Below are 16,782 nucleotides of genomic sequence, written 5' to 3' on the forward strand. Positions count from 1 at the left end.
AGGATCGCTCATGAGCATTCAGTCAGCCGGCTCCCGAACGTCACAAAAGGCGCTCAACGCCGTCGCAAAGGTCAGCACGAACCTCTACATTGACGGGGAGTGGACCGAAGCATCGTCCGGTGCCCGGTTCGATGTCGTCAATCCTGCCACCGAGGAAGTCATCGCCAGCGTCGCCGACGGGGGCCCCGAAGACGCGCGCCGGGCGATCGAAACCGCCGGCCGGGTCCAGAAACAGTGGGCCAAGACCCCGCCCCGGGAGCGCAGCGAAATCCTGCGCCGCGCGTTCGACCTGATCATGGCCCGCCAAGACGAACTGGCATTGATTATGACCACGGAAATGGGAAAACCCTTTGCCGAGTCAAGAGGCGAGGTGGCGTACGCCGCCGAGTTCTTCCGTTGGTTCTCGGAGGAAGCCGTCCGCATTAGCGGAGATCTGACCACCAGCGGCGACGGCAAGAACCGCATCCTCGTCTCGAAGGAACCCGTTGGACCCTGCGTCTTGGTCACGCCCTGGAACTTTCCACTGGCGATGGGCACCCGGAAGATCGGCCCTGCCATTGCGGCCGGCTGCACCATGGTCTTCAAGCCTGCCAACCTCACTCCACTGTCTTCGCTGGCACTGGCAGACGTCCTGGCAGAGGCTGGCCTGCCCAAGGGTGTGCTGAACCTGGTCACGACCTCCAAAGCCTCCGAGGTGGTCACCCCATGGATGGAAAGCGGCATTGCCCGAAAGGTTAGCTTCACCGGGTCCACCGGCGTGGGCATCCGCTTATTGGAGCAGGCTGCCAAAAACGTCATGCGTTCTTCCATGGAACTGGGCGGGAACGCCCCTCTCATTGTGTTTGATGACGCGGACTTGGACCGCGCCGTTGAGGGAGCTTTCGCCGCAAAGATGCGCAACATGGGTGAAGCCTGCACCGCCGCCAACCGGATCTTCGTGCAGCGCTCCGTGGCCGCTGACTTCTCCGTCCGCCTCGCCCAGCGGCTGAGCGCCTTGAAGGTCGGTGACGGCGCAGTGAGCGGCACGGACGTCGGCCCGCTCGTGGAGGAAAAGGCTCTCAACAAGGTCCAGGAACTTGTGGACGACGCCGTTTCCAAGGGCGCCAAGGTGGTCTGCGGCGGCTCCCGCCCGGAGGGCAGCGGCTACTTCTACTCCCCAACAGTGCTTGCGGACGTCGGCCCCGACGCCGCGCTGATGAACGAAGAAATTTTCGGCCCGGTGGCGCCCGTCATCCCCTTCGACACCGAAGACGAGGTGGTGCGGTGGGCGAACGACACCCCTTGGGGCCTTGCCAGCTTTGTGTTCACCCAGGACCTGGACCGCGCCTTCCGCGTCGGCGAGGGTCTGGAGTCGGGCATGGTCGGCCTTAACACGGGCATCGTTTCGAATCCGGCGGCGCCGTTCGGCGGCATCAAGGCCTCCGGTCTGGGCCGCGAGGGCGGGCGCGTGGGCTTGGATGAATTTCTGGAGATCAAGTACATGGCCATCCCGCGGGTCTAGGGATTGGCAACCTCGTCCCACGACGCCGCCTCGCGAATGGCTCCCCCACTCATCGGCGGGAAATATGGAAGGTGAGGGAGCACTGGCGCAACCCGAGGGGACGGCTAGGGGATCAGCCGCATCAGTGCGTCCTCCATGTGTTCGGCCATCAGCTTCTCGGCGAGGTCTGAATCTCCCCTGGAGATGGCTTCCGCGATGCGTTTGTGCTCGGCGATGCGCTTGTCGGCGGTAGCGTACGTGCTTTTCAGGGCATTGAGGCACATCCGTGTTTCCGTCAGGAGAGTGTCGTGCATCTTCTTCAGGCGAGGGCTGCCGGCGAGCTCAACCAGGAGGGCATGGAAGCTCATGTCCGCTTCGGTCATGGCTTCGCCGCGGGGGCTTTCCGCCGCATCCTCCATGGCATGCACGGCTTTCATTAGCTGGGCCGCGCTGTCCTCCGGGTTTGTGCTGACCAGGCGGCGGATGGCGGCTGCTTCCACCGCGGTTCGGGCCAGGTAGATGTCCCGAAAATCGTCCTCGTCCATACTGACGACGAAGAGGCCCCTGTTCCGGTAACTGACGAGCAGCCCTTCCTGGGTGAGCCGCTGCATGGCCTCCCGCAGGGGCCCCCGGCTGACCCCCAGTTCTTTGGCAAGCTCGGCTTCACCGAGTTGGAGGCCTGGAGCGAAATCACCTCGGGCGATTGCATCGCGGATACGGCGGGCAATAATGGCCGGCGTAGACTCCTGCACTATCGGGTCGAGCACTCCCCTTTTCATCCTGATTTCCATCCTCGCTGCCATTGAGCCCCACCAACTCGTTCTGGTCGAACCCGAAACCATCGCTGTCCATGTCAGATGTCTTTAGTCGACAATTGCATAGTTTACTCCGTAGCCCGGAGTTGGCCCGGAAAGCCTGCCGGGCGGCGCGAAGAAAGCGCGATTGGCAGGGGTCCGCCCGGCCGGCCCGGCGAGACCTGAAGCGCTCGCGATAGGTGCGGCAGGTCCAGGCCGTACTTCAGCACTGAACTTCAAGCGATGCGAGAAACAGCGCGAAAAGTGTTGATGTGATCCCCGTCACGGACTATGCTGGCAACACCCGCTGCAGATTGTGTACAAAAGGCAATCGACTTAATCGGCCTCTGCCGGGCGGGCCTTCGGCTATCGGCGCTGGGAGAAACACATGAAGCTGAACAGGAAAGCCAACACCATCGGCGCGCTTGCACTGGCCGCCACCTTGGCGGCAACCGGGTGCGGGGCAATGGGAGGCTCCGGAGACGGGCAGACCGGGGAAGCCACGGGCACCGGTTCCGCGGAGAACTGGACTACGCCCGCCCTCAATACGGCTCTGAACGGCAAGACGACGGAAACCACCTATGAGCCCATTGCAAACGACAAAATTACCAAGCAGTGGAAGATCTGCGTCCTGTTCCCTCACATGAAGGATTCCTACTGGGCCGCCACGAACTACGGGACGCTGATCGAGGCACAGAGGGACAAGGTTGAGTACAGCATGTTCGAGGCTGGAGGCTATACCAACCTCGACAAGCAGCTAAGCCAGATGCAGGACTGCATCAACGGCGGCTACGACGCGATCGTTCTGGGCGCCATCAACGCAACGGGCGTATGCCCCCAGGTGGCCGCCGCGCTGGAAAAGAAAATACCGGTGGTGGACTTCATCAACGGTACGGACTGCCCCGAGTCCAAGGACAATCCCCTCTTCTCCCACGCGCTCGTGAGCTTCCATGATCTGGCAGTGACGACGGCCGAGTACATCATCGACGACACCAAGGGGTCACCCGCCCTGGTGGGTTTCTTCCCCGGGCCGGAAGGCGCCGGATGGTCCGATGCGGCAGTCAAGGGTTTCCAGGACACCATCAAAGGAACCAACGTCAAGATGGCGGAGATGCGGCGCGCCGATCCGGGCCTGGAGATCCAGCAGAACCTCATTGAGGACACCCTCAAGGTCCATCCCGACATCACCCACATCGTGGGAGTTGATATTGCTGCCGAAGCCGGTGTGAATGCGGTGCGGAACGCCAACATGACGGGAAAAGTTGACGTCTACGCCTTCGACATCATCCCGCCCGTGTACGACGCGATCGTGGCCGGCGACGCCGTAGGTTCGCCAACGGACTTCACCACCATCCAGGGACGTATGGCCGTTGACCAAGCCGTCCGCATGCTGGAAGGCGAGAAGCTGGAGGCGCCCACCTCCGGACCGGTGCCCAAGATGATCACCCAGGAGAACGCCGCCGACGTGCCCTACAACGAGATGTTCGCGCCGCGGGACTTCAAGACGGTGACGAGCTGGACACCGAAGAGCTGATTCATCCACGCGGGGCCGCGCCCCGCGTGGGTTCCCGGTTCGTGGGCACTCGCATCTGAAGGGAGTGAAGCTGGCATTGGAACAGCATCCGATCGTTGCACTTGGCAATATCGTCAAGACCTTCGGGCCCGTGAGGGCACTCAAAGGGATGTCCCTCGACCTTTACCCCGGCGAAGTACACATCCTGCTGGGCGAGAACGGCGCGGGAAAATCCACGCTTGTGAACATCCTCCTCGGTAACTACCAGCCGGACAGCGGCACCATTACCGTCCGCGGCTCGGACGTCGCCCACCACTCACCGGCGAATGCCCGGAAACTGGGCATCAACGTCGTCCTGCAGGATTTCAGTTTGGCTCCAACGCTGTCCGTCACCGAGAATCTGTTCCTCGGCCGTGAGGTGAAAACCTTTGGGTTCGTGAACCGCACCAAGATGCGGGCCATTGCCCGGGAGAAGGTCGGCCAGCTTGGGGCAGCCATCGACCCGGACGCTGAGGTTGGGACGCTGCCAAGGGCCGAACAGCAGCTCGTGGAGATCACGAAAGGGCTGCTCGGGACACCGGGCATCCTCCTTCTCGATGAGCCCACGGCTGCCATCAGCGAACGGGAAGCGGACCGGCTTTTCCGGATCATAGACCGGCTCCGGGACGAGGGCTGGGCGCTTCTCTACATCACCCACCGGATGGAGGAGGTCCGGCGCCTGGGCGACCGGGTCACCGTGATGCGGGACGGCACCTTCATTTCGACCCATACCCTCGACCAAGTTTCCGAAGAGCAGTTGATCACCGACATGGTCGGCCGGGAGCTCGCGGCCGTCTATCCGGAAAAGGCCGAAACCAAGGGTGAACCCCTGCTGGAGATCGAGGATGCATCCACGGCCGACGGCAAGGTCGCCCATGCATCCCTGCGGGTGTGTCGGGGTGAGATTGTCGCCGTGGCCGGGCTCGTGGGTTCGGGCAAAAGTGAACTCGCAAAGGCCGTCCTCGGTCTCATCCCCCTGTCCAGCGGTTCCGTCTCGGTCAACGGCAGGAAATTCAGTCGCCCCAACCCCCGCCAGATGATCCAGGCGGGTATCGGCTTCATGCCGGAGGACCGCAGGCGGGAAGCCCTGGCGCTTGACCTCAGCGTTCAGGAGAACATTGCTCTTGAAGTCAACCGGATTAAGAAGTACAGCACGCTGGGGCTTATCCACGGAGCACGGATCCGTTCCCTCGCGCAGGCACTGGCCGAGCGGCTCGATATCCGGCCGCGGTCCGTAACTGCCGAGGCCCGGGCCCTGTCGGGCGGCAATCAACAGAAGGTCGTTCTGGCCCGCGCCCTGACACGGGAACGGAAGGTTTTCGTGGTGGCCGAGCCTACTTCCGGGGTGGATGTCGGGGCCCGCCAGGAGATATATGCCAATCTCCGCAAACTGTGCAGTGACGGTGCCGGCGTCCTCATGGTCTCCTCCGACCTCGAGGAGGTCGTCGGACTTGCCGACCGGGTCTATGTGATGAACGGCGGGCGCGTTCAGGCCGAGCTCGTTGGCAACCAAATCACAAACGAAGCCGTTGTCGCTGGTGCCTTTGGGCATGCAGTAGGCGCATCAGCATAAGGACTGCCATGTCAACAACCGAAGTCAAGGGCCCGGCGACCGCCGTCCGAGGTACCAAGAAACCAAACCGCCAGTTCTGGCTCAGGTTTTTCAGCAGCGTCGGACCGCTGCCGCCGCTGCTGATCGTCATGGTGGTCGTCTTTGCCGTGGCAAACGACCGCTTCTTGCAGCCCGACAACCTGCTATCCGTCTCCCAGCAATCCGTCACGCTCCTACTGATTTCCCTGGGACAGATGCTGGTACTGGTAACGGGCGGATTTGATCTGTCCGTAGGGGCAACCGTCGCGCTGTCTTCCATCGTGTCTGCCACGATGATGCAGAAAGTCTATGGCGGCATACCGGAATTCTCAGGCCAGTCCATGATCATGGGTTTCGTCGTCTGCATCGCAGTCGGACTGGTCGTCGGGATGGCCAACGGCCTCGGCGTGGCTTTCCTGAAGGTCAACCCGTTCATCGTGACACTTGCCACCGCCACCATCGTCACGGGCATCACGCTGGTCTACAGCGGGGGCGCCACCGTGTCCGGCCTGCCGAGGGACTACATAGTCGGCCTCGGGTCAGGCTTCACCCTGGGCATACCCAACCTGGTTCTCGTAGCACTGCCGATCCTGGCAATTGTTTTCGTCGCACTGAAATGGACAACGTTCGGCCGCCACCTGTATGCCATCGGCGGAAATGCCCTGGCAGCAAAAACCGCGGGCATCCAGGTGCGGCGGAACCTGATTGCCACCTACATCATCTGCGCCGTTCTGTCCTCTATCGCGGCCTACCTCCTGACTGCCCGCAGCGGCTCAGGGCAACCGACCTTTGGGGGAGCATTCGCGCTTCAATCCATCACCGCGGCCGTCATCGGCGGCGCCTCGCTCCAGGGCGGCCGCGGCGGCGTCGGCGGCACTGTCCTGGGCGTCATCTTCATCATGCTGCTGGGCAACGGAATGAACTTCATGCGGCTCGATACCAACATGCAGAGCATCGCCCTGGGGTTGGCGCTCGTTCTCGCGGTCCTTGCAGACCGCTTCCGCGCCTCGGCCAAGGCGCGCCTCATCGCCAAAGGAGTCGTCAAATCATGACCACGCCGTTATTTGAATCCCTCTTGGTCACCAACCGCGGCGAGATCGCCCGGCGCATCATCCGCACAGCGAACGCCCTGGGAATCCGGACCATCGCCGTCTGCTCGGATGTGGACACAGAGCTGCCCTTCGTAAAGGAAGCCTCGGAATTTTTCTCCCTGGGTCCGGCCAATCCTGCCGAATCCTACCTGAACGTCGACAAACTGATGGAAGCAGCCCGTACCGTCCGGGCTTCGGCCATCCACCCTGGCTACGGTTTCCTCGCCGAAAATTCCGGCTTCGCCCGGCGGGTTATCGAAAGCGGCATCACGTGGGTGGGACCTTCACCGGACTCCATGGACATGGTGGCGGACAAGATCAACGCCCGCAACCTGATGCAGGCCGCAGGCGTGCCGGTGGCGACAGGATCGGCCGAACCGGTAAGCGACGCCGCTGAGGCAGTAGAGATCGCCAATTCTGTCGGCTACCCGGTCATCGTTAAACCATCCGGAGGCGGCGGTGGCATCGGAATGATAGTCGCCGACAATGACGAAGACCTGCGGGCAGCCTTCGACACTGCACGGTCGCGTGCAGAGCGCTTTTTCGGGGACTCGCGGATCCTCATTGAACAGTTCATTCAACACGCCCGCCACGTCGAGGTCCAGATCCTCGGACTCGCGAGCGGCAAGGTGATAGCGCTCGGAGAGCGGGACTGCTCGGTCCAGCGCCGTCACCAGAAGGTCGCCGAGGAGTCGCCGTCGCCGGGCATCACACCGGAACTAAGATCCCGCATGCTGAACGGCGCGGTAAGAGCGGGGACTGCGGTCGGTTATCGCAATGCCGGTACGGTCGAATGCCTGGTCGATCCAGTGCGGCAGTCTTTTGTTTTCCTGGAGATGAACACCCGGCTGCAAGTGGAGCATCCTGTCACCGAAGCCGTGTTCTCCATCGACCTTGTCGAGGAACAACTCCGCGTAGCCGCCGGCCAGGACGTCAGCTTCGACGCCGGCAACCTCCAACCGACAGGACATGCCATCGAGATGCGGATCTATGCCGAAGATCCGCAACGCTTTCTGCCGTCGCCCGGGCTCATCAGTGAGTGGACGGAACCCGCAGGAGAAGGTGTCCGCGTCGACAGCGGCTATGCAGCCGGCAATACCGTGACCACGGCCTACGATCCGCTCCTGGCAAAACTCATCGTTTGGGGGCAGGACCGGGAAGAAGCACTCGCACGTGCCGGATCCGCCGTCGAAGCCTTCCAGGTGGCCGGGCTAAAAACCAACCTTCCATTTTTCCGGATGCTTCTCAACGATTCGGCCTTCAAGTCGGGCCGCTACAGCACCGGCATCGTGACCGAAGTCCAGCACCGGGCCGCCGAATCAAAAGCACGGGGCGAAACAGGTCAGGAGGAGCACGCACGATGAAGCCGCACGAGGTTTCCAAACAGTACATCTCGGAACGCTGGGCAGGAGTCCCGTCCGCACTTTACGAGCGCCGGGCGGCCACCGATGGCAAACCCGCGCTCACGTACCGCCTCGCCGGCGACAGTTACCTCCTCGCCGAGTTCGGTGACATGCATTTTGACCTGAACCTGAACTTCTTTGTCCACAACATCAACACCGAGGTGAACCGGTCCCGCCCACCTGGACTGGTCGAAACATCCCCCGGTTTCCGTTCCATACTGCTCTCCTACAACCCGGCGGAAACAAACGTGGCGAACCTCGTTTCGGCATTGGACGAGGCCTATGACAACGCAGCCGGTACGGAAAACCTGGTCCTTCCCAGCCGACGAGTGAATCTTCCTGCCGCGTTTCACGATTCGACCTCCAAGGAAGCCGTTGCCCGCTATGTGCGCAGCATCCGCTCCGACGCCCCCAACTGCATGAACGATAACAACGTCGATTACACGATCGCCTACAACGGGCTTCGGGACGTCGACGAGCTGGTCGAAGTCGTCACCGGGACCGACCTCTGGGTCGGATTCATCGGGTTCTTCCCCGGGCTGCCCTTCACGTTTCCTTTGGATCCGCGGAAGGTTCTCTTCGCGCCCAAATACAACCCGACCCGTACCTGGACAGCGGAAGGAGCTATCGGCCTGGGCGGACCGTGCTACTCGATCTACCCCGTGGAATCGCCTGGCGGATACCAACTGCTCGGCAGAACCCTGCCCGTGTACGACATCCAACAGCGCAACCCTGCTTTCGCCCAGTCGCCTCTGCTGCTGCGCCCCTGCGACCGGGTCAGATTCCATGCCGTTTCCGAGCAGGAACTGACCGATTCCTTCGAAGCCGTCCACCGGGGCGAATACGTCTACGACATACAGGACGAAGACTTTGACGTCGCCGGCTATAACGCCTGGTGTGCTTCGCTCGTGGCCGAGGCCGCAGACTTCACCGCCAAGCGGGACACCGCTGCCGCCGCAACCGCCGTCCCGTGAGGAGCCACGTATGTCCATTGAAGTTGCGCAACCCGGCATCCAGACAACCGTCCAGGACTGGCCTGGACGAATCGGAATGCTGTCACGCGGTTATTTCCCCGCCGGTCCGATGGATGATTTCGCGTTCCGGCTCGGCAATGTCGCCGTCGGCAACAGCCCCGACGCTGCGGGCCTGGAAATCACACTGGGCAAGACCAAATTCCGGTTCCGGTCCCCCGCCACGGTGGCCGTATCCGGCGCCGCAGGTGAAGTGACCGTCGACGGAAGCCCGGTGCCACAATGGGCTGCCGTTGACGTTCCCGCGGGTGCCGAACTGAAAATCGGTTTGGCGTCATCCGGGTTCAGGTTTTATCTGGCGGTAAGAGGCGGAATCGATGTCCCCCAAATCCTCGGTTCCCGGTCCACCTACACCATGGGTTCACTCGGAGGAGTGGAAGGACGGGCGCTCGTCAAGGGAGACGTCCTGGACATCGGAAGCTCGGATACCTCATCCATAGCGGAACTGCCGCAGGAACGGATCCCCGAGTATCGGCACGACTGGGAACTGGAAGTAGTGCCAGGGCCATTTGCCTCACCCGAGTTCTTCACGGAAACGGACGTACAAAACTTCTTTGCTCGCTCTTGGACGGTTGACCAAAATTCAAACCGTACCGGTATCAGGCTGGACCCAGTGAGGTTGCAGTGGGCCCGGCCCGACGGCGGGATTGCCGGCGGACATCCATCCAACATCCTCGACACCGGCTACCCTGTCGGCGGAATCAACCTCAATGGTGACACTCCCGTGATCCTCGGACCTGACGGGCCCACTTCCGGCGGCTTCGTCGTCTTCGGAGTCGTGCCGAAGGCGAGCCTATGGAAAACCGGCCAGATGCGGCCGGGGACCGACACGATCCGGTTCAAGCCCATTTCCATCGACGACGCCTATGCATTGGACGAGGAACGTTCCATGCTCATGTCTGCAGCAGGAGGAACCGGAAAATGAACACAGCCATCGAAATCAACTGCGACATGGGAGAAGGTTACGGCCGCTGGCGCTTCGCGCCGGACGAGGAGTTCATGCCCTATATCAGCGCCGCCAACATCGCCTGCGGCTTCCATGCCGGGGACCCAAGAACCATGCGCCGCACCGTCCGGGCGGCGGTCGACCAGGGCCTCCAGATCGGAGCGCACGTCGCGCTGCCGGACCTTCTGGGCTTCGGACGACGACGAATAGCGGTCTCGGCAGAAGAGCTTCAGGACTACACGCTCTATCAGATTGGCGCCCTGAAGGGCTTCGTGGAGGCTGAAGGGGCGAAACTATCGCATGTGAAACCGCACGGGGTCATGTACCTGATGTCGCTGGAGGACGAAGAGCTGGCCGAAGCTGTCATCGCGGCGGTCGCCGAAATAGACAGCTCCCTGCCTCTCTACTGCTTCGACAAGCGCCACACGGAGCTCGCCGCCCGCTACGGCGTCCGGTTGGTCCAGGAAGGATTTGTCGACCTCGGCTATGACGACGCCGGCAACCTCCTTATCGAGCGGGAAAAGCTCGCTTGGGACCCGGCACTCGTCTCCTCACGTGCGATCAGGTTCGTGCGGGAAGGGAAAGTAGCCACCGTCTCCGGGCGGGATCTTGAAATCTCCCCGGAAAGCATTTGCCTGCACGGGGACGCGCCGAACTCAGTGGAGGTTATCCGCACGGTCTGGCAGTCCTTGCAGGATGCCGGCATATCTGTGCGTCCGTTGACGGAAGCCGAAAACGCGGCGCCGGCACCGGACTGATCCCGGTGTGCATCGAGCTGACCGCCGGATAGGTAGGAGCAACGAGTTGAGTGAGCCTGTACTGGAGCCGATCCTCATCGACGGGACGGTGGACACCATTGTCAACCGGCTGCGGGGCGCGATCGAAAAGGGCGCCTACAGGCCCGGCCAACAGCTGCGCGAAACCAGTCTTGCCCGGCAGCTGAACGTCAGCCGTTCGCCGGTGCGCGAAGCAATGCAGCGGCTCATACAGGAAGGCCTCCTGCACCGGGTACGCAACCGCGGGGTTTTTGTCCTGGAACTGTCCGAGGCGGATATGGATGACATATCCGTCGCCCGCCATTCCGTTGAAAAGGCAGCAGCCGAGGAGCTGGCGAAGAATCCAAGGAAACAGATTTTCGATGAACTTCGCAGCATCGTCGTCGACATGAAGGAAGCCTCGGAAAGAGGTCATCCGTGGTCGGATCTGGTCGACTTGGACCTGGCGTTCCACACGGTCTTGGTCGGGAGTCTCGGTAACAAACGCCTCACGGTTTTCTATCAGACCCTCCTCACTGAAACGCGCCTGTCGCTCATGATGCTGGAGAACCTGTATCCCCATCCGGAAGAGATAGCGGCCGAACACCAGGAGCTCTTGGCAAACGTGGAAGGTGGAAACATTGAGGACCTGGACGAGCAGATTAAGAAACACATGGACCACACGGGCCAGCGCCGCCGGTCCACGACGAACACAACACCTTAAAGGCCGGGCTATTCGAGGAGGAACAAGAATTGAGCGAAGTACGGTCGGATCTGGCTGCCAACGTTTGGAAAATCCTCGTGGCGCCGGGAGCGTCTGTTGAGGAAGACGAAACCATCATGATCCTCGAATCCATGAAAATGGAGATTCCGGTTGAAGCGCCCGAATCGGGTGTTGTTGCGGACATCTCCGTGTCAGAGGGAGACGCGGTCACGGAAGGGCAGCTACTCGCCGTCCTCGATTAACCGGCGCCAGCACATGCCGCAACCGGATGTTCCTGTGCAATTTCACCTGAACGAAAGCTGGCTCCGCGCCTGACTCCCGCAACCGATGCAAAACCGGGGGCTGCCCACGAGGTACAGGGCAGTCCGGCGGTGTCTTCTACCTGGAATCGACCCCTATTGGCCTGCCTAGGAGAAAAACAATGGCTACCGACGCAACCGTTCTTGATCCGGCAAACCCTACCAAACTCGTGGGCGAGTCACTGTGGAGCGCCCAGGCGCACATGCCCTCCGTTCTGCAACGCCGCATCGTCATTACCGAAGGCCACGGCGCATACCTGACAACCTCGGACGGCCAGCACCTGCTGGATGCCACCGCCGGACTGTGGCACGCAAACATCGGCCACGGCAGGGAATCAGTGGCGAAAGCGGCCTATGACCAGATGTGCAAACTGGAGACTTACCACGTTTTTGGCCGGTTCTCGAACGATGTGGCACTCTCCCTCGCCGACCGGCTCGTGGCCATGGGTCCGATCCCGGACGCCAAGATAATTTTCAACAGCGGCGGGTCTGACTCCGTCGACCTGGCCTGCAAGATTGCGCGGCGCCATTGGCAGCTTGAGGGCATGCCGGACAAGAAAACCATCCTCAGCCGTACATACTCGTACCACGGGCTCCACGCCTTTGGCACCAGTATCGCCGGGCTTGATTTCAATAGGGACGGCTACGGGACGGATTCCCTCGTCCCCGAGACGGCCCTCGTTCCGACCAACGATCTTGAAGGCGTACAGGCAGTCGTCGACGACATCGGGCCGGAGAATATTGCCGCCATCTTCACCGAGCCAATCATAGGGACCGGTGGGGTGATTCCGCCTGCCCCCGGTTATCTTGAAGGCCTGCAGCAAATTGCCCGGAAGAACGACATTCTTCTGATCGTCGATGAAGTCATCACCGGATTCGGCCGGGCAGGCTTGATGTTCGCCTCCGAAAGGTTCCATCTCGAGCCCGACATGATTCTGCTGGCCAAAGGAATAACATCCGGCTACGCCCCGCTGGGCGGGGTCCTCATCTCCAACCGGATCTGGGGACGGTTCTATCAGGGACAGGACGCCCCCGTTTCGAGGCACGGCATGACGTACTCGGGGCACGCCACAGCTTGCGCAGTTGCACACGTCAACCTCGACATCCTCGAGAACGAAAATCTCGTTGCGCGGGCCTTGGAACTGGAATCCGTCCTCGATAAGGCCCTTGCACCTCTTGCCTCGCATCCTCTCGTGCAGGAAATCCGCAGCGGCGTTGGATTTCTCGCCGGCGTCCAGCTCGCAGACCAGGCGGACGCCGAGGCTGTGGCCAACTCATGCATCGACAACGGCGTCGTCGTGCGGCCCCTGCGCGGCAACACCCTCCAAATCAGCCCGCCATTCGTCGTGAGCGACGAGGACGTTCACTTGATCGCGAAGACCATCGGGCAGGTTCTGGACGCACGCACCAGTACCCGGCCTGCATCACCAGAGCTGTCGGGAACATGATGTTAAACCGTTAGTCCTTCGCCAATTCCTGTTCGTCCCGTCCCTGCTGGGCAAAAGCCACGCGACCTCACAAATGCTGGGCACTTATCACTCGAACCTCTTCCACTGTCCTTCGGAAACCACCTCGACGGAGCCGTCGACTACCTTGATCGCTGTCTGTTCGTCGATGGCGTAGGCAGGGGCGCCTATGTCGGCGGCCCACCGCTCTGCGTGGGCCAGGGTGTTGCTCGGGAAAGCGTTCAGGTGCGGAAAGATTGAAAATTCCACCACCCCCAGAGTCCGGTCATCCGGAGCGGACGGCCACTCAACGAAGACTTCCCCGATCCGGGGCGTCATCACCATGCTTCCGGCACTCACTCCCACCCACACCATGTCGGGAAGTGACGGGAGCAGTTCGGCCAGCCCGGACTCCCGCACCCAGTGGGACAGGTACGTCGCCTCGCCGCCGTCGACCAAGAGCACGTCGGCCTCCCGAAGCCACGGGACCCACCGATCCGCGCCAATGGTGGGCAGCGCGGTAAGCTCGAGAACCCCGAGCGACGCCCAGCCCAGGCCGGACAAATGACGGAAGTCATTCTCGGCGGCCAGGAGGTTCCGCACCGATGCCGGTCCGCACAGCGGGTGACCCCACTGCGCTGTCGGGACGACCAGGGCGCGGCACTGCGACACCGGCTTGTCGAGAAGCTGCACGAGCGCAGAGTGAATGCTCGGGTTCGTCACGCCGCCAGAGGTAAGCAAGAGCTTCAACGTGCCTCCAGAGTCCCCGCGTGGATGGTGAATGAGCCCGGAGCCGTGGGAACCGGCTGGAACTCACCGACAGATCCGGTAAGAACGCCCGTCTGCTGCCCGGACCTTCAATAGGTACACACCCAGTCAAACTTTGTCCACAGTTCGACGTGGACGCAGACCTCAGGTTGGTCTGTCCTTTCATGAAAGCGTGATTGGTCTGTTCGACGCGCGACCCTCTACGGTTCACACCGCCGTCGAACGGGTGGTTAGGCTGGGTGGATGGCGACAGTCATCCTCGTGCGGCACGGCCGCACCACAGCCAATGCCACCGGCCTGCTGGCCGGTCGGGCCGGCGGCGTCTGCCTCGACCAGGTCGGGCGCGACCAGGCAGCCCTGACCGGAGACCGGCTCGCGGCGGTGCCCGTAGTCGGGGTGGTGTCGAGCCCTCTGGAGCGTTGTCGGCAGACCGCGCAATTCATCCTCGACCGCCAGGCTGGCTCGCCGTACGCGCCGATCGACCTCGACCTCACCGAATGCGATTACGGCGAGTGGCAGGGCCGCACGATCAGTGATCTTGAGACCGAGGAATTGTGGCCGGTCGTGCAGTCGCAACCGTCCGCCGTCGTCTTTCCCGGCGGTGAATCCCTGGCCTCGATGCAGGCTCGGTCGGTGGCAGCGATTCGACGCCACGATGCAGCCTTCGAGACGGAATACGGGCCAGGGGCCGTATGGGTGGCGGTGAGTCACGGTGACATCATCAAGTCGATCCTCGCCGACGCGCTCGGCATGCACCTTGACCTGTTCCAGCGAATCACCGTGGGCCCGGGGTCCGTATCAATCGTGCGTTACGGCGTTAGTCGGCCAAGCGTCTACGCGACCAACACCGACGCCGGTGATCTGTCGTGGCTGTCGAACGGCATCCGCTCTGCCGGTGCGCCGGTGGGCGGCGGTGCAGGGCAGCAGGAGCCATGAACCTCATGTGCCTAAAATACTGACATGCCTGCACGTGTTCACGAGTTCGCCTGGCCCGATCGGGTCGTCGTTGGCACCATAGGCCTTCCGGGGGCGCGCACGTTCTATCTGCAGGTGCGTGCGGGGACGCAGATCGTGAGTATTGCCCTGGAGAAACAGCAGTCGGCCCTGCTCGCAGAGAAGATCGACGAAATTCTCGACCAGCTCATGGCCCTCGAAGGCAACCCCTTCAGCGTTCCCGCGAGTACTCCCACCGAGCTCGTTGACAATGATCAGCTTGAGGCAGTTCAGGAGCAGTTTCGCACCGGCTCCATGAGCTTAGGTTGGGACCCGACGACCGCGCAGGTCGTGATAGAGGCCTACGCCATCACCGACGTCGATGCCGACGACGACGAAGCGCTTGATGAGGGCGGGGCTCAGGCGGCCGAAATGCTGCTGGTGCGCATGCCGGTCGGCACCGCCCGCGCATTCACCAAGCGCACCCGTGAGATCGTGGGCGCCGGACGTCCGACGTGCCCGCTCTGCGGCTACCCCATAGACGCCGACGGGCACACCTGTACCCTTCCCGAGGCCTGATGCCGGCGCCGGACCTGGTGACCGCCGAGCTGACGCTCACCGGACGCATCACGACGGCTTCAAACGCTACATTTCTGGGCAGCATCGGCGACGTGGCCGTGGTCTATAAGCCGATAGCGGGGGAAAGTCCGCTGTGGGATTTTCCCCACGGCACCCTGGCTCACCGGGAGGTGGCCGCCTACTTGGTCTCGAAGGCCTTCGGCTGGGACATCGTGCCGCACACCTGGCTGCGCGATGGTCCGTTGGGCGAAGGAATGGTACAGCTCTGGCAGGAGCAAGACCCCGCCCAAAGCGCCGTCGACCTGGTCGCGGCGGACCAGGTGCCGGAGACGGGCTGGAGACACGTTCTCAGGGGTCGAGATGAGAACGGACGGATGGTCGCCCTCGTTCACGAAGACTCGCCGGCGCTGAGACGCATGGCGGTGTTCGACATCATCGTCAACAACGCCGACCGCAAAGGCGACCACATTCTTGCCATGACGGACGGACACCGGCACGGCGTGGACCATGGGCTGACCTTTCATCGTGACCACAAGTTGCGCACGGTGCTGTGGGGATGGTTGGGAGACGCTCTAACCGCCGAGGAACGCGACGGCATAGACCGTGTCAGCGAAGGACTGCACGGCGGGCTGGGCCGAAACCTGGCAGACCTGCTCAGCGCCGAAGAAATCACATCGCTCGCCGCGCGCTGCGCCAAGTTGCGCTTGGCAGGGCGGTTTCCGGCTCCGAGCGGTGAGATGTCCGCGGTGCCCTGGCCGCTGTTCTAAGGGGATTGGGGCTACGGGCTTCGCGGGCTGTGCGCCGTTGAGCCGCCCTCTGGGCCTGACCTGTGCGACCGACCTCATCGGCGGTTTCCAAGCCTGGGCAGTACTGCGCAAGCAGTCCGACTAAATATCTTGCCCGCGCTGGAGCCATCGAGGATACGAAATCTCAGGACGACTTCATCCCTGCGTGTCAGGGCGTCGTACCGTGAACAGGCTCGTCAACGACGAAACCCCTTACCCACTGGATGGCCGCGCGTCAGAGGATCTTCTTCACCACGCTGGACTTCAGTTGCATCCGCCCACACCCGGGAACTGTCGCATTCATGTCGTGATCGCCCACGCCGTCCTACATGAGTCGGATGCCACGCACCTTCGTGCCGACCTTCACGACACCGCCACCGGCGCCCTTGACCTTAACGTCCTTGGCGATTGTGACCGTGTCACCATCGGCTAGCACATTGCCCACGGCATCCTTGACCGAAGCGGCCTCGGGCGTGGTCTCGGCCGAGTCTTTTGACAATTCGTGGCCGCACATCGGGCACACCAGCAAGGGGCCCTGCTCGTAGGTGAACGCCTCGTGGCACTCCGGGCAAGCCGGCAGACCGTCAGACATTGAAGCGGAATTCA

Annotated in this window: 16 protein-coding genes and 1 pseudogene; 14 read left to right on the forward strand and 3 right to left on the reverse strand. The window is 62.3% G+C overall.

The genetic code is table 11. The features are described from left to right. The first annotated feature begins 10 nt into the window (after positions 1 to 10). On the forward strand, positions 11 to 1,501 hold the full coding sequence (locus AC5RTY_RS00175; RefSeq protein WP_494110087.1) for an NAD-dependent succinate-semialdehyde dehydrogenase: 1,491 nt from the start codon (positions 11 to 13) through the stop codon (positions 1,499 to 1,501). Positions 1,502 to 1,605: 104 nt separating this feature from the next. On the opposite strand, the gene AC5RTY_RS00180 is transcribed toward AC5RTY_RS00175, so the two are convergent. Continuing rightward, a complete protein-coding gene (locus AC5RTY_RS00180) occupies positions 1,606 to 2,259 on the reverse strand; it encodes a GntR family transcriptional regulator (RefSeq protein ID WP_494074133.1) in 654 nt (217 codons plus the stop codon). Positions 2,260 to 2,662: 403 nt separating this feature from the next. On the opposite strand from AC5RTY_RS00180, the gene torT reads away from it, so the two are divergent. The 10 genes from torT (at position 2,663) to AC5RTY_RS00230 (ending at position 13,114) form a co-directional block, all read left to right on the forward strand. Then, on the forward strand, positions 2,663 to 3,808 hold the full coding sequence (gene torT, locus AC5RTY_RS00185; protein WP_494000338.1) for a TMAO reductase system periplasmic protein TorT: 1,146 nt from the start codon (positions 2,663 to 2,665) through the stop codon (positions 3,806 to 3,808). Positions 3,809 to 3,872: 64 nt separating this feature from the next. Continuing rightward, entirely contained in the window at positions 3,873 to 5,399 is a 1,527-nt protein-coding gene (locus AC5RTY_RS00190) for a sugar ABC transporter ATP-binding protein (RefSeq protein WP_494014828.1), read from the forward strand. An 8-nt stretch (positions 5,400 to 5,407) separates the two neighbouring features. Next, a complete protein-coding gene (locus AC5RTY_RS00195; protein WP_494000340.1) occupies positions 5,408 to 6,469 on the forward strand; it encodes an ABC transporter permease in 1,062 nt (353 codons plus the stop codon). After that, complete coding sequence (locus tag AC5RTY_RS00200) at positions 6,466 to 7,872, forward strand: acetyl-CoA carboxylase biotin carboxylase subunit (protein ID WP_494110088.1); 1,407 nt, start codon at positions 6,466 to 6,468, stop codon at positions 7,870 to 7,872. The genes AC5RTY_RS00195 and AC5RTY_RS00200 overlap by 4 nt, the downstream gene beginning before the upstream one ends. Continuing rightward, positions 7,869 to 8,885 (forward strand): carboxyltransferase domain-containing protein, encoded by a 1,017-nt coding sequence (locus tag AC5RTY_RS00205; RefSeq protein WP_494000342.1) that lies wholly within the window; start codon positions 7,869 to 7,871, stop codon positions 8,883 to 8,885. The genes AC5RTY_RS00200 and AC5RTY_RS00205 overlap by 4 nt, the downstream gene beginning before the upstream one ends. 10 nt (positions 8,886 to 8,895) lie before the next feature. After that, the gene (locus AC5RTY_RS00210) at positions 8,896 to 9,867 is read left to right on the forward strand and encodes a 5-oxoprolinase/urea amidolyase family protein (RefSeq protein WP_494110089.1); all 972 of its coding nucleotides are present in this window, start codon (positions 8,896 to 8,898) and stop codon (positions 9,865 to 9,867) included. Beyond that, entirely contained in the window at positions 9,864 to 10,646 is a 783-nt protein-coding gene (locus tag AC5RTY_RS00215; protein WP_494074131.1) for a LamB/YcsF family protein, read from the forward strand. Before AC5RTY_RS00210 ends, AC5RTY_RS00215 begins: the two co-directional genes overlap by 4 nt. Before the next feature lie 46 nt (positions 10,647 to 10,692). Then, the gene (locus AC5RTY_RS00220) at positions 10,693 to 11,367 is read left to right on the forward strand and encodes a GntR family transcriptional regulator (RefSeq protein WP_494022597.1); all 675 of its coding nucleotides are present in this window, start codon (positions 10,693 to 10,695) and stop codon (positions 11,365 to 11,367) included. Between the two features lie 29 nt (positions 11,368 to 11,396). After that, the gene (locus AC5RTY_RS00225; protein ID WP_494000346.1) at positions 11,397 to 11,609 is read left to right on the forward strand and encodes a biotin/lipoyl-binding carrier protein; all 213 of its coding nucleotides are present in this window, start codon (positions 11,397 to 11,399) and stop codon (positions 11,607 to 11,609) included. Positions 11,610 to 11,788: 179 nt separating this feature from the next. After that, positions 11,789 to 13,114 carry an aminotransferase family protein gene (locus tag AC5RTY_RS00230; protein WP_494138768.1) on the forward strand — a complete coding sequence of 442 codons (1,326 nt, stop codon included), beginning with the start codon at positions 11,789 to 11,791 and terminating at the stop codon, positions 13,112 to 13,114. Between the two features lie 87 nt (positions 13,115 to 13,201). Here AC5RTY_RS00230 and AC5RTY_RS00235 read toward each other — a convergent pair whose 3' ends face one another. Next, a complete protein-coding gene (locus tag AC5RTY_RS00235) occupies positions 13,202 to 13,861 on the reverse strand; it encodes a Type 1 glutamine amidotransferase-like domain-containing protein (protein ID WP_494138769.1) in 660 nt (219 codons plus the stop codon). Between the two features lie 261 nt (positions 13,862 to 14,122). Here AC5RTY_RS00235 and AC5RTY_RS00240 point away from each other — a divergent pair, with 261 nt between their 5' ends. Genes AC5RTY_RS00240 through AC5RTY_RS00250 form a run of 3 tightly spaced genes read left to right on the forward strand, consistent with a single transcriptional unit; the run spans position 14,123 to position 16,158 of the window. Continuing rightward, the gene (locus AC5RTY_RS00240) at positions 14,123 to 14,815 is read left to right on the forward strand and encodes an MSMEG_4193 family putative phosphomutase (RefSeq protein ID WP_494138770.1); all 693 of its coding nucleotides are present in this window, start codon (positions 14,123 to 14,125) and stop codon (positions 14,813 to 14,815) included. Between the two features lie 24 nt (positions 14,816 to 14,839). After that, a complete protein-coding gene (locus AC5RTY_RS00245) occupies positions 14,840 to 15,391 on the forward strand; it encodes a DUF3090 domain-containing protein (protein WP_494138771.1) in 552 nt (183 codons plus the stop codon). Then, positions 15,391 to 16,158, forward strand: a complete 768-nt coding sequence (locus tag AC5RTY_RS00250) for an SCO1664 family protein (RefSeq protein WP_494138772.1) — start codon at positions 15,391 to 15,393, stop codon at positions 16,156 to 16,158. Before AC5RTY_RS00245 ends, AC5RTY_RS00250 begins: the two co-directional genes overlap by 1 nt. Positions 16,159 to 16,411: 253 nt before the next feature. On the opposite strand, the pseudogene AC5RTY_RS00255 reads toward AC5RTY_RS00250, so the two are convergent. Further along, a pseudogene (locus AC5RTY_RS00255) lies at positions 16,412 to 16,768 on the reverse strand (zinc ribbon domain-containing protein YjdM). Between the last annotated feature and the right edge of the window lie 14 nt (positions 16,769 to 16,782).

It is taken from the genome of Arthrobacter sp. Y3224055 (assembly GCF_059090825.1).

Bases quoted from the DNA above. Each gene is read 5' to 3' on its own strand.
- AC5RTY_RS00175 (WP_494110087.1), top strand. From the start codon at position 11: ATGAGCATTCAGTCAGCCGGCTCCCGAACGTCACAAAAGGCGCTCAAC.
- AC5RTY_RS00180 (WP_494074133.1), bottom strand. From the start codon at position 2,259: ATGAAAAGGGGAGTGCTCGACCCGATAGTGCAGGAGTCTACGCCGGCC.
- torT (WP_494000338.1), top strand. From the start codon at position 2,663: ATGAAGCTGAACAGGAAAGCCAACACCATCGGCGCGCTTGCACTGGCC.
- AC5RTY_RS00195 (WP_494000340.1), top strand. From the start codon at position 5,408: ATGTCAACAACCGAAGTCAAGGGCCCGGCGACCGCCGTCCGAGGTACC.
- AC5RTY_RS00200 (WP_494110088.1), top strand. From the start codon at position 6,466: ATGACCACGCCGTTATTTGAATCCCTCTTGGTCACCAACCGCGGCGAG.
- AC5RTY_RS00205 (WP_494000342.1), top strand. From the start codon at position 7,869: ATGAAGCCGCACGAGGTTTCCAAACAGTACATCTCGGAACGCTGGGCA.
- AC5RTY_RS00210 (WP_494110089.1), top strand. From the start codon at position 8,896: ATGTCCATTGAAGTTGCGCAACCCGGCATCCAGACAACCGTCCAGGAC.
- AC5RTY_RS00215 (WP_494074131.1), top strand. From the start codon at position 9,864: ATGAACACAGCCATCGAAATCAACTGCGACATGGGAGAAGGTTACGGC.
- AC5RTY_RS00230 (WP_494138768.1), top strand. From the start codon at position 11,789: ATGGCTACCGACGCAACCGTTCTTGATCCGGCAAACCCTACCAAACTC.
- AC5RTY_RS00240 (WP_494138770.1), top strand. From the start codon at position 14,123: ATGGCGACAGTCATCCTCGTGCGGCACGGCCGCACCACAGCCAATGCC.
- AC5RTY_RS00245 (WP_494138771.1), top strand. From the start codon at position 14,840: ATGCCTGCACGTGTTCACGAGTTCGCCTGGCCCGATCGGGTCGTCGTT.
- AC5RTY_RS00250 (WP_494138772.1), top strand. From the start codon at position 15,391: ATGCCGGCGCCGGACCTGGTGACCGCCGAGCTGACGCTCACCGGACGC.